Raw genomic sequence first — 12,102 nt, 5'->3', positions numbered from 1 at the left:
GCGTATACGGGTACGGAACGGCCGCCGACCGTCAGCAGCCCACGTCCGGCCGCCCCGGCCCCAGCGCCCCGTACATCTCGGCGAACGCCATGTCCGCACACCGCCCCAGGCTCGTCAGCAGCCCGGTGCAGCTCTCCGGGACCGCCCCGGGCGCCGCCGGGTCGGCGTACTCCTCCAGTACCAGGTAGGCGCCGGGCTCGGGCAGGGTGAACCAGCGGTAGGTCGGGCTCACCGGTTCCGGTCCGGCCGCCTCGTGCAGCGCGGTGGCACTCCGCTCGATGCCGTCCTGCCGGCGGTCGCGGACATCGAACCGGGCACGAACAAAGATGCTCATGCCCGGCACCCCATCACAACTCCCGCGCCGGCGGTACGGCAGCGTCCGAATCCGTTCTCCGGATCCGGATTTCCGGCCACCGTTCCCGGGGCGCGAACCGGCGCCGGTCGCCTTTCGGCAGCGGGCGGAACCGTGTTCCCCTTACATCCCGGCAGCGGGCGGATCACCGTTCCGCTCACAGCGCGCGGTCACCGTCCCCGTCACGCTCCCAGCAGCGGCCCACCCGCAGAGAGCGTTTCCGCCAGCCGCTCCCGCGCCGCCGTGTCGCACGGAACCGCCGCGTACTCGGTACCGCGCGCCGTCCCCCAGCGCCGCGCCACCGCCGCCGGGTCCTCGCCCAGCAGCAGTCCCGCGGCCTGCGCCGCCGCGCCGAGGGCGACCAGTTCGGCGGCCTCGGGCACCACCACGGGCCGCCCCGAAAGCCGGCGTACGGTGTCCCGCCAGGCCCGGCCGCGCGCTCCGCCGCCGATCAGCAGCAGCGGCACATCGGCGGGCAGCTCCTCGCCCACGATCCGGTCCAGCGCCTGGAGCAGTGCGAAGGCCGCCCCGTCGTAGGCCGCTTGGAGTACCTGCCCGCGTGTCGTGTCGTGCCGCAGGCCGTGCAGCAGCCCGGACGCGTGCGGTAGAGCGGGCGTGCGCTCGCCGTCCAGGAAGGGCAGCATCACCACCGACCCGCCGGGCTCCACGTCCTCCCGCCCCAGCCCGAACAGGGCGGCGACCCGGTCCACGGCCAGCGTGCAGTTCAGGGTGCAGGCCAGCGGCAGCCAGTCGCCGCGTGCGTCGGCGAACCCGGCGACGGTGCCCGTCGGATCGCCGGGCGGACGCCGGTCGGACACCGCGTAGACCGTGCCCGAGGTGCCCAGGCTCAGGACGGGCCGGCCGGGGCGCAGTCCGAGCCCCAGTGCCGCCGCCATGTTGTCGCCGGTGCCCGCGGCGACCAACGCGCCCTGCGGTAGCGGAAGTTCACGGCTCCGTACGGTGCCCGCCGCCTCGCCGGGACGCGCCACCCGCGGCAGCGTCTTCGGGTCCAGGCCGACGTGCCGCAGGATCTCTTCGTCGTACGTTTCGTCGGCCGGTGACCACCAGCCCGTACCGGACGCGTCGCCGCGGTCGGTGACCGCCTCGCCCGTCAGACGCTCGGTGAGGTAGTCGTGCGGCAGCCGTACCGCGGCCGTCGCGTCGGCCGCCGCGGGTTCGGTCTCGCGCAGCCAGGCCCACTTGGTCACGGTGAACGCGGGCTGCGGCACACTGCCCACCCGCCGCGCCCATGCCTGCGGCCCGCCGAATTCCTCCAGCAGGCGCCGCTGCTGGGGCGCCGACCGTACGTCGTTCCACAGCAGCGCCGGACGCACCGGCCGCCCCGAAGCGTCGAGGGTGACCAGGCCGTGCTGCTGTCCCGCGACGGAGACGGCCGCTGCCTGCCGCGCGGCGTCACCGCACTGGCGCAGCGCCTCGCCGAGCGCCTGCCACCACTGCTCGGGATCGCTCTCCTTGCCCGCGCCGCCGGGCCCCGTACCGCCGCCGACCACATGCGGAGCCTGCCCGCGGGCGACGACCTCGCCCGTCGCGGCGTCCACCACGAGCGCCTTGGCGGACTGGGTGGAACTGTCCACGCCGACGACCAGCGGTCCCGCTGCCTGTGTGCCCATCGCGTGCTCCCTCCGGACCGCGGGGCGGCCTCGCCGGTCGCCGGGCAGCACGCCCGTCGAAGGGCTTTCCCGGCGTGCTGCCGCATATTAGTTTGGGCCCGCCGCAATTTGTAAAGCGCCATGACGAATTGGTGGATCGGCCGAGGGAGCCACGATGAGCTACCAGCCCGTGCCCGAGGACAAGTTCAGCTTCGGCCTGTGGACGGTCGGCTGGCAGGGCCGCGACCCGTTCGGGGACGCCACCCGCCGCCCGCTCGACCCGGTCGAGACCGTCCACCGGCTGGCGGACCTGGGCGCGTACGGTGTCACCTTCCACGACGACGACCTGATCCCCTTCGGGTCCGGCGACATCGCCCGAGAGGCTGCCGTCAAGCGCTTCCGCCAGGCGCTGGACGCCACCGGGCTGACCGTCCCGATGGCGACGACCAACCTCTTCACCCATCCGGTCTTCAAGGACGGCGCCTTCACCGCCAACGACCGCGGCGTACGGCGCTACGCGCTGCGCAAGACCCTGCGGAACATCGACCTGGCGGCCGAGCTGGGCGCCCGTACGTATGTGGCGTGGGGCGGGCGCGAGGGTGCGGAGTCCGGCGCGGCCAAGGACGTGCGCGCGGCCCTGGACCGGATGAAGGAGGCGTTCGACCTGCTCGGCCAGTATGTCGTCGAACAGGGTTACGACCTGCGGTTCGCCATCGAACCGAAGCCCAACGAGCCGCGCGGCGACATCCTGCTGCCCACCGTCGGCCACGCCCTCGCGTTCATCGAGCGGCTGGAACGGCCGGAGCTGTTCGGCGTCAACCCGGAGGTCGGCCACGAGCAGATGGCCGGGCTGAACGTCCCGCACGGCATCGCGCAGGCCCTGTGGGCGGGCAAGCTCTTCCACATCGACCTGAACGGGCAGTCCGGCATCAAGTACGACCAGGACCTGCGCTTCGGCGCCGGTGACCTGCGGGCCGCGTTCTGGCTGGTGGACCTGCTGGAGACGGCGGGCTACGACGGCCCGCGGCACTTCGACTTCAAGCCGCCGCGCACCGAGGACCCGGACGGCGTGTGGGACTCGGCGGCCGGATGCATGCGCACCTATCTGATCCTCAAGGAGCGCGCCGCGGCCTTCCGCGCGGACCCGGCCGTCCAGGGGGCGCTGCGCGCGTCCCGGCTGGACGAGCTGGCCCGGCCCACCGTCGAGGACGGGCTCGCCGCCCTGCTCGCGGACCGTACGGCGTACGAGTCCTTCGACGCGGAAGCGGCCGCCGCCCGCGGGATGGCCTTCGAGCGGCTCGACCAGCTCGCGATGGACCATCTGCTGCGGGCGCGCTGACCGCCCTCGGTCCGCGCCCGGTCAGCCCATCAGCTCCCGCACGAAGCGGATCTCCTCCGCCCGCTGGTGCCCGCCCCCGCCCTCGTGCCCGTTGAACCGCCACGTCCGCAGCTCCTTCGGGCCTGCGTAGTGGTGGTACGCGGCGAAGCCGGTGGAGGCGGGCGTGACCGGGTCGCGCAGGGCGGTCCCGAAGAGGGCGGGGGCGCTCGCGCGCACCGCGAAGTTCAGGCCGTCGAAGTGGTCGAGCGTGTGCAGGGCGGTGTCCACCTCGGTCCGGGCGCCCGCGAGATAGCGGGTCAGCTCGCCGTACGGGCCCTCGTCGGTGATCTCGACGGCGCGCCGGATGTGGGTCAGGAACGGTACGTCGATCAGCGCGCCCGCGAGGCCCGGCACCAGCCCGGCCACGGCCAGCGCGATGGCGCCGCCCTGGCTGCCGCCCGCCACCACGATCCGCGTGGCGTCCACCGCCGGGTGCCCGCGTGCCGCCGCCACGGCCTGTACACCGTCGGTGTAGACGCGGCGGTAGTAGTAGCCGTCGGGGTCGAGCAGCCCCTGCGTCAGCTTGCCGGGCACGCCCGGATTGGCGGCGGCGACCGGGTCGGGCGTGTCGCCGGGGCGGTTCGGGCCGCTCTGGCCCCGGGTGTCCATGACCAGCGTGGCGTAGCCCGCAGCCGGCCACAGCAGCCAGTCGTGCGGGTGCATGCGGCCGCCGCCGTACCCGAGGTACTGCACGACGCACGGCAGCGGCCCGTCCGCCGCGCGCGGTATCAGGAACCAGCCTTTGACGCGGTGTCCGCCGAAGCCCGAGAACTCCACGTCGCAGGTGTGCAGCTGGGACAGACCCGCGTCGATCCCCGTGAAGCGCGTGTCGAGGTCGTACGCGGCGGCCTCGTCCAGCGTGCGCCGCCAGAACGCGTCGAAGCCGTCGGGCTCGGGCAGCGGGGGCCGGTAGGCGCGCAGCTGGTCCAGGGACAGGTCGACGAACAAGCGGTGCCTCCAGGTCGGGAGCGGGCGGCGGGAGGGGAGCCGCCCGGCCCCGCCCGGTCCGCATCAGACGGTCACGGCTGCTGCTCCCCGGGCGGTGGCTCCGCCTCCGCCACCTCGATGATCCCGGCGGCCGCCGGATCGAGCACCCGGGCCAGGAACGTCCGGGTCCGCTCGTGCTGCGGATCGGCGATCACCCGCTCCGGCACGCCCTGCTCGACGATGACCCCGCCGTCCATGAACACCACCCGGTCCGCGACCTCCCGCGCGAAGCTCATCTCGTGCGTGACGACCAGCATCGTCATGCCCTCCTGCGCGAGCCCGCGCATCACCGCCAGCACATCGCCGACCAGCTCCGGGTCGAGCGCCGAGGTCGGCTCGTCGAAGAGCATCAGCTCCGGTTCCATGGACAGGGCGCGGGCGATGGCCACCCGCTGCTGCTGGCCGCCCGAGAGCTGTGCCGGATAGGCGGACTCCTTGTCGCTCAAACCCACCCGTTCGAGGTTGGCGCGGGCGACCCGTTCGGCCGCCGCCCGGTCACGGCGCAGCACCCGGCGCTGCGCGATGGTCAGATTCTCCAGGGCGGTCAGGTGCGGGAAGAGGTTGAAGGACTGGAAGACCATTCCGATACGGCGGCGGACCCGGTCGATGTCCACATCCGGGTCGGTGACCTCGGTGCCCGCCACGGTGACCCGGCCCGCGGTCGGCTCCTCCAGCAGGTTCACGCAGCGCAGCAGCGTCGACTTGCCCGACCCGGACGGGCCGATGACGCACACCACCTCACCCCGTTCCACCGAGAAGTCGATGCCCTTGAGGACCTCCAGCGCGCCGAAGGACTTGTGCAGCCCCTCGACCTCGATCGCCCGGCGTGCCGTCACCGGCTGCTGGTCGGTGTGCACGACGGTCACCTGGCCTTCGCGGTACGGGCCTCCAGCCGCCGGACCAGGTGGCCCAGGGGGAGGGTGATGACGAGGTAGAGCAGGCCGGCGATGAGGATCGGCGTCAGGCTCTTGTGTTCGTTCAGGGCGTCCCGCCCGAAGTTGGCCAGCTCGAACTGGCCGAGCGACAGGCCCAGCAGATAGACCAGCGAGGAATCCTTGGTGAGCAGGATCAGTTCGTTGGTGAGCGGTGGCAGCACGATACGGAACGCCTGCGGGATGACGATCGACCGCATCGCGCGGCCCGATGACATCCCCAGCGAACGGGCCGCCTCGGTCTGCCCTTTGGGCACGGCCTGGATGCCGGCCCGGATCGTCTCCGCCATGTACGCGGCGCCGACCAGGCCGAGCGACAGCATCACGGTGATGTTCATGTCGAGCGCGACCTCGAAGGCGAGCGGTACGCCGAAGCCCAGCGCGATGAACACCAGCAGCGCCGGCACCCCGCGGAAGAACTCGATGTAGACGATGGCGAGCCAGCGGTACGGCGGGACCTGCGAGAGCCGCATCAGCGCCAGCACCAGCCCGAGCCCCAGCCCGAACCCGAAGCCGAGCAGGGTGTACTTGACGGTGTTGACCAGCGCGGTCGTGATGATGTCGGGGAACAGCGCCTTGGCGACCCCGAGGTCGAAGAACGCGTGGCGCAGCGTCCCCCAGTCGGCGACCAGGGCGAACACGAGCACGGCGGCGGCCAGCACGGCGTACTGGACGCCCCGGAAGAGGCGGGCCCGCTTGCGTCGGGACAGGGGCATCGGTGTGCGGCTCCTCATCCTGGCTGCGGTCAGCCCTGCTGGGGCGCGGTACCGAACCACTTCTTGTAGATCTTGTCGTAACTGCCGTCCGAGCGCGCCTTCTTGAGCACTTCGTTGATCTTCTTGCGCAGCGCGTCGTCACCCTTGCGCACACCGATCCCGTAGTGCTCACCGGTGTGGAACTCGGCCGCCACCGCGGTGTCCGGGTTCTGCTTGACATAGTCGAACAGCACCCCGTTGTCGTTGATGCCCGCGTCCACCTGCCCCGTCTTCACGGCGGTCAGCAGCAGCCCCAGGTCCTCGAACTCCACCAGGTCGACGCCCTGCCCGTGCTTCTTGGCGTACTCGGCTCCGGTGGTCGCCTTCTGGTAGCCCAGCTTCTTGCCCTTGAGGTCCTCGACCTTCTTGTAGGGCTTGCCCTTCTTGGTGATCAGCGCCTGGGTGGCCTCGAAGTACGGGTCGGAGAAGTCCATCACCTTCTTGCGCTTGTCGGTGATCGTCATGCCGGCGGCGGCCAGGTCGCACTTGCGGATGTTGAAGTCCTGGCCGGTCTCGATGCCTTCGAAGGGCGTGTTGACGATCTCCTGCGGCACCTTCAGTTCCTTGGCGACCAGGTCGACCAGGTCCACGTCGAAGCCGACGATCTTGCCGCCCTTCTTCACCTGGAACGGCGCGTACGGCAGATGGGTGCAGGTCTTGAGGGTGCCGGGGGAGACGAGCTGGATGCCGGAGGCCGACTTCCCGCCGGAGTTCGCCGGGGCTTTGGTGCTCGTGCACCCCGCGGCGAGGAGGGCGGTGGCCGCGACGAGCGCGGCCGTGGCGGACATCGATGCGCGAACGGACACAGGTCCTCCGGATCAGGATGCGGCCAACACCTACCGGTCGGAGGTGAGTTGGCTGCATCCTGCCACCGGCCAGGGCCGCTGTCGCCGCCGCCGGTGTTGCGACCGGGTAACGACCCGCCGCCGCTCGGGGGCGCGTACGGGGCCGTACGGCCCCTGGATCAGCCCGCCAGTTGCCGGGCCAGCGCGGCCACCGCGTCCGGTCCCACCCGGCAGCAGCCGCCGACGAGCCGGGCCCCCGCGGCGGTCCAGGACGCCACACGGTCCGCGCTGAAGGCGGGCGTGCCGCACCAGGCGCGCGCCTGCGCGTCCCAGCTCTCGCCGCTGTTCGGATAGACGACGACGGGCTTGCCGGACGCGCGGGCCGCCAAGGCCACAGCCCGGTCCGCATCCTCAGGCGTGCAGCAGTTCACGCCTACCGCGACCACCTCAGGGACGCCTGAGGCGAGCGCGAAGGCATCCGCCAGTGGCTGCCCGGCGCGAGTGTGTTCCCCGGCCGCGCTGAAGGACAGCCAGGCTGGTACGCCTAGCCCGCGCACCGCCCGCAGCAGAGCGCGCGCTTCGTCCGCGTCCGGCACGGTTTCCAGTGCCAGCACATCGGGCCCGGCGGCTGCCAGCACCTCCAGGCGCGGCCTATGGAAGCGCTCCAATTCGGCCACCGTAAGTCCGTAGCGCCCCCGGTATTCGGAACCGTCGGCGAGCATCGCGCCGTACGGACCGGCCGACGCGGCGACGTACAGGGGCCCCGCAGCGCCGGCCGCCGTCGCCTGCCGCGCTGCCTCACGCGCCAGCTCCACGCTGCGGCGCAGCAGCTCGGCGGCCTCCGCCGCCCCGATGCCGCGCGCGGCGAAGCCCTCGAAGGTCGCCTGATAGCTGGCGGTGATCGCCACCTGCGCTCCGGCTTCGTAGTACGTGCGGTGCGCCGCGACCACAGCGGCCGGGTCCTCGGCCAGCAGCCGCGCCGACCACAGGGCGTCACTCAGGTCGTGCCCGGCGGACTCCAGCTGGTTGGAGAGCCCGCCGTCCAGGACGAGCGGGCCCGCGGCGAGGGCGTCGGTGAACGAAGGGGCGGCAGCGGTGCTCATGCCGCCCAGCCTCTCACCCCCGGCCCGGCTCACTCCGCCGGTACGGCCTGGATGTCCAGCTCGACGCGGATCGTGGCACCGATGGCCGCGATGCCCCGGGCGAGCATCTTGCGCCAGTCGAGCGTGAAGTCCTCGCGGTGCAGCTCGGTCACCGCGGTGCACGCCGTCCGCGTCTCGCCGCCGATGCCGGTGCCGATGCCCAGGTAGCGGGTGTCCAGCTGCACCGACCGGCTCACACCGTGCAGGTGCAGCACACCCTGCACGGCCCACCGGGAGCCGCCCTTGTGCACGAACCGCTCCCCGGCGAACTGGAGGTACGGATAGCGCGCCACGTCCAGGAACTCGGCCGAGCGCAGGTGGTCGTCGCGCATCTTGACGCCCGAGTCGATGCTCGCCGCGTCGATGGTCACCTCCACCCGCGAGTCCCGCATGTCCGGCGCGATCCACAGGCCGCCCTCGAAGTGGTTGAAGCGGCCGTGGATCTCGGCCAGCCCGATGTGCCGGGCGGTGAAGCGGATGGACGAGTGGTCGGGATCCAGCCGCCACTGCCCCGGGGTGGGCAGCGACGGCACCGGGGCCGGTTCCAGTTCCAGCGCCCGGGGCGCGGTCCGCTCGCCCGCGGCGACCACGCTGTCGAACCGCTCGGGACGGAAGCCGTCGCAGGTGACCACCACGTGGTACGCGGCGGGCGCGAGCGTGGCGGTGAACATGCCGTTGGGGTCCGTCTGGCCGCGGGTGACCTCGGTGCCCTCGGCGTTGCGCACCGATATGCCCGCCCCGGCCATCGGCAGCCCGACGGGGTCCTGGACGCTCAGGTCCAGCGCACCGGCGCCGCGCGGGATCGGGGCCGGTGCGGGGGCACTGCGGGCGGAGCGGTCACGAAGGCGGGTGAGGATGGCGAGCGCCATGGCAGGACGGGGCCTCTCGGTCAGTTGTGTCGAAAAAGGTGCATCTCCATCCTGTCATTGGTTTAGACCGCTGAGGACAACACCTGTCAATACCCGCTGAAACGTGAAATTCATCGCACTGTCCGCAGCACGAGGACGAACCGGGCCGGCGCCACCGTCAGCGCGTACTCCGGCAGCACCCCGGGGCCGCACGACAGGCTGCCGATGCCGTGCTGGGCATGGTCGAGATGGAGCCAGACCCGGTCGCCCGGCGTCAGGCCGGTGGTGTGCCGGGCCGCGTCCAGCTGCTCGCTCGTCCAGCGGCGCGCGGTGAACCAGAACTCCGGGTCGCCCTCGGCCCGCAGCCCCGAGCCGTCGCTGCGGGTCAGCTCCACCCACCGCGTGCCGATCCGCGCCCCGTTCTCCTGCGGACGCACGTACGGCGTCTGCAAGGCGTCCACCGGCATGCTCCACAGCCCGGTCCGCGCCGCCGCCCTGGTGTCCGGGTACGCCTCGCCGGGGCCGCCGCCGTACCACCGCGCCGTCATCAGGCTGCCGCAGAGCCCCATCCGGACGCCGAGCCGGGGCAGCGGGCAGGGCCAGTCCCCGTACGGCCGAACCGACACCTCCAGCCGCAGCCGCCCGCCGTCCGCGCTCCACCGGTAGTCCGCGTCCAGGGCCAGCCCGGAGCCGGCCGGTGCCACCCGGGTGCGTACCGTCAGCGTGTCGCGCCCGCACTCGACCGCTGCCACCCGGTGCCGCATGCGGTGCAGTCCGATGCGGCGCCACTGCTCGGCGGGGCGCGGTCCCGGCTGCCAGGGCGCACCCTCGTCGTTGTCGGTCGGCGCGCGCCACACGTCCAGCCGGGGGCCCTCCAGCTGCACGCCGTCGAGGTAGCGGAGCACGCCGGTGGTGGCGTCGAAGGCGCCCGGGCCGAGGAGGATGAGATTGCCCTCGCCGTGCCGCGGTCGCGCGCCCGCCGAGCGCGGCACCGGCCGCGGCGTGGCCGGTGCGGCGGGCAGCTGTCCCCAGGCGACCTCGTGGCCCGCCGCGGCCCATGGGGTGTCGGCGGCCAGTAACGCCCGTACGGTCCACAGGGCTTCGCGGTCGCGCCGGCCGGCGGGCTCGGGCGGCAGCGTCACCTCGGCGGACGCGCCGGGCGCCAGCGGCGGCACGGTCAGCGGGCCCTCGGCCAGCACCTCGCCCTCGGCCTCGTAGGACCAGCGGAAGGCCAGGTGGGAGAGGTCGGCGAAGTCATGCAGATTGCCGATCCGCACCGCGCGCGGCAGCCTCGCACCGGCTTCCCCGCCCACCGCGCCGATCCGCACCGGCTCGACCACCTTCTTGAACTCGGCCAGTCCCGGCGACGGCACCCGGTCGGGGAGGACCAGCCCGTCGCAGACGAAGTTGCCGTCGTGCATCTCCTCGCCGAAGTCGCCCCCGTACGCGAAAAACGTCTCGCCGTACGGGGTGCGCTCGCGGAGCCCATGATCGATCCACTCCCACACGAAGCCGCCCTGGCAGCGCTCGTACGTCTCGAACAGCCGCTGGTACTCGCTCAGCCCGCCCGGCCCGTTGCCCATCGCATGCGCGTACTCGCACAAGAGGAAGGGCAGTTGGCGGCGCCGGGCATCGGCGGCCGGATCGGCGAGCGGCTCCTCCTCGCGGCGGCCGATCCGGGCGACCTCGGCGTGGTCCGCGTACATCCGGGAGTAGACGTCGGTGTCGGCGCAGGACGGGTCGCCCTCGTAGTGCAGCGGGCGGGAGGGGTCGCGCTCGCGCATCCAGGCGGCCATGGCGGACAGGCCGCGGCCGGTGCCGCACTCGTTGCCCAGCGACCACATGATCACGCTGGGGTGGTTCTTGTCCCGCTCGACCATGCGGCGCGCGCGGTCCAGCAGCGCCGGCGTCCACGCGTCGTCGTCGACCGGATTGCCCCGCCACCCCTGCTGCCCGAAACCCCGAAACCGTGCGTCTCCAGATCACACTCCTCGACCACCCACAGGCCCAGCTCGTCGCACAGGTCCAGGAAGGCGGGGTGCGGCGGATAGTGGCTCGTACGGACCGCGTTGACGTTGTGCTGCTTCATCAGCAGAAGATCGCGGCGCATCGCCTCGGGGCCGAGCGCGCGCCCGTAACGCGGGTCGAATTCATGCCGGTTGACGCCGCGGAAGAGGACACGGCGGCCGTTGACCGTCAGCAGGCCGTCCTGGACGCGTACGGTACGGAAGCCGACGCGCAGCGGTACGCGCTCGCCGGGCGTGCGCAGCTCGGCGTCGTACAGCCGCGGCGTCTCGGCCGTCCACGGCGTCACCGGTACCGTCGCGCTCTGCCCGGTCGCCAGGTCCAGCCCGAGTTCCGCGACCGTCACGCGGCCCGCCGGGTCGCACTCCACCCGCAGAGTGCCCAGGCCGGTGCGGTGGTCGTACGAGGCGTGCACGAAGTGGTCCACGACCGCGCCCGCGGGCCGGTGATGCAGCGTCACCTCACGGAAGACGCCGGGCAGCCACCACTGGTCCTGGTCCTCCAGATAGCTGCCCGAGGACCACTGGTGGACGCGGACCGCGAGGACGTTGCGGCGCGCCCGCAGCAGGTGTCCGACCTCGAACTCGTGCGGTAACCGACTGCCCTTGAAGTGCCCCACCTCCTGTCCGTTGAGCCACACCCTGGCGCAGGACTCCACACCTTCGAAACGCAGCAGCGCGGGCCCCGGTTCCCACCCGGCGGGGAGATCGAAGGTGTGCCGGTGGTCTCCGGTCGGGTTCTCGTCGGGCAGGTGCGGCGGGTCGACGGGGAACGGGTAGCGGGTGTTGGTGTAAATGGGCGCGCCGTGGCCCGCGAGCACCCAGTGGCCCGGTACGCGCAGGCCGTCCCAGTCCGCGTCGTCGAAGTCCGGCCGGGCGAAGGAGCTGTCCGCGCCGCGGGCGGTGGGCGAGAGCCGGAAGCGCCACGCCCCGTGCAGCGACATCCGCCGCGCGTCCGAGCGGGCATACCAGGCGCGCGGCGGGCGGCAGCCGCTGCCGGGGGACGGGTCCTCGTAGTAGGGGAGGGGGTGCGCTGATCCGGATACGGGGTGCTCGGCGTCGGAAGCGGAGCGGGGGCCGGCGTGCTCGGCGTCGGGCAGGGGCAAGGGTCCTCCTCGCTGCGGGACACGGCAGGGGCGTGGGGGATCACGCCAGCGAACCACGCGCGACGGCACGCCGCGACCACATACGAATGATTGACCGGTGAAGTGTTCGCGCAGAGTCGTACATTGTCCTGTGCGCCCGTATTCGTTCCCGGCTGATGGGGGGCGGCGGAATGAGTTCGGGGG

Annotated in this window: 9 protein-coding genes and 1 pseudogene; 1 reads left to right on the top strand and 9 read right to left on the bottom strand. The window is 72.6% G+C overall.

Annotated elements, in window-relative coordinates:
• Positions 1-31: 31 nt before the first annotated feature.
• Positions 32-334, bottom strand: coding sequence for a hypothetical protein (locus ADK86_RS07770; RefSeq protein WP_159393809.1), 303 nt, complete (start codon positions 332-334; stop codon positions 32-34).
• A 200-nt stretch (positions 335-534) separates the two neighbouring features.
• Positions 535-1,983: a xylulokinase gene (gene xylB / locus ADK86_RS07765; protein ID WP_053695920.1), complete on the bottom strand. Its 1,449-nt coding sequence runs from the start codon at positions 1,981-1,983 to the stop codon at positions 535-537.
• A 154-nt stretch (positions 1,984-2,137) separates the two neighbouring features.
• On the opposite strand from xylB, the gene xylA reads away from it, so the two are divergent.
• Entirely contained in the window at positions 2,138-3,301 is a 1,164-nt protein-coding gene (gene xylA, locus ADK86_RS07760) for a xylose isomerase (RefSeq protein WP_053695919.1), read from the top strand.
• Positions 3,302-3,322: 21 nt separating this feature from the next.
• Here the strand turns inward: xylA and ADK86_RS07755 are convergent, their stop codons facing one another.
• From ADK86_RS07755 to ADK86_RS07725, 7 genes and pseudogenes are all read right to left on the bottom strand, one after another.
• A complete protein-coding gene (locus ADK86_RS07755; RefSeq protein WP_053695918.1) occupies positions 3,323-4,288 on the bottom strand; it encodes an acetylxylan esterase in 966 nt (321 codons plus the stop codon).
• Positions 4,289-4,359: 71 nt separating this feature from the next.
• Positions 4,360-5,193, bottom strand: a complete 834-nt coding sequence (locus tag ADK86_RS07750; RefSeq protein ID WP_030587713.1) for an amino acid ABC transporter ATP-binding protein — start codon at positions 5,191-5,193, stop codon at positions 4,360-4,362.
• Positions 5,190-5,975: an amino acid ABC transporter permease gene (locus ADK86_RS07745; RefSeq protein WP_030587716.1), complete on the bottom strand. Its 786-nt coding sequence runs from the start codon at positions 5,973-5,975 to the stop codon at positions 5,190-5,192. Before ADK86_RS07745 ends, ADK86_RS07750 begins: the two co-directional genes overlap by 4 nt.
• A gap of 29 nt (positions 5,976-6,004) precedes the next feature.
• A complete protein-coding gene (locus tag ADK86_RS07740; RefSeq protein ID WP_030587718.1) occupies positions 6,005-6,802 on the bottom strand; it encodes a basic amino acid ABC transporter substrate-binding protein in 798 nt (265 codons plus the stop codon).
• Positions 6,803-6,978: 176 nt separating this feature from the next.
• Entirely contained in the window at positions 6,979-7,902 is a 924-nt protein-coding gene (gene mmuM, locus ADK86_RS07735) for a homocysteine S-methyltransferase (protein WP_053695917.1), read from the bottom strand.
• 29 nt (positions 7,903-7,931) lie between these two features.
• Positions 7,932-8,810: a YceI family protein gene (locus ADK86_RS07730; RefSeq protein WP_053695916.1), complete on the bottom strand. Its 879-nt coding sequence runs from the start codon at positions 8,808-8,810 to the stop codon at positions 7,932-7,934.
• 110 nt (positions 8,811-8,920) lie between these two features.
• Positions 8,921-11,919, bottom strand: a pseudogene (locus ADK86_RS07725) (glycoside hydrolase family 2 TIM barrel-domain containing protein).
• Between the last annotated feature and the right edge of the window lie 183 nt (positions 11,920-12,102).

It is taken from the genome of Streptomyces sp. NRRL F-5755 (assembly GCF_001279365.1).
Lineage (GTDB): Bacteria > Actinomycetota > Actinomycetes > Streptomycetales > Streptomycetaceae > Streptomyces > Streptomyces rimosus.
Note: the sequence above shows the minus strand (reverse complement) of the source record. Positions and strands in the feature narration are given on the sequence as shown.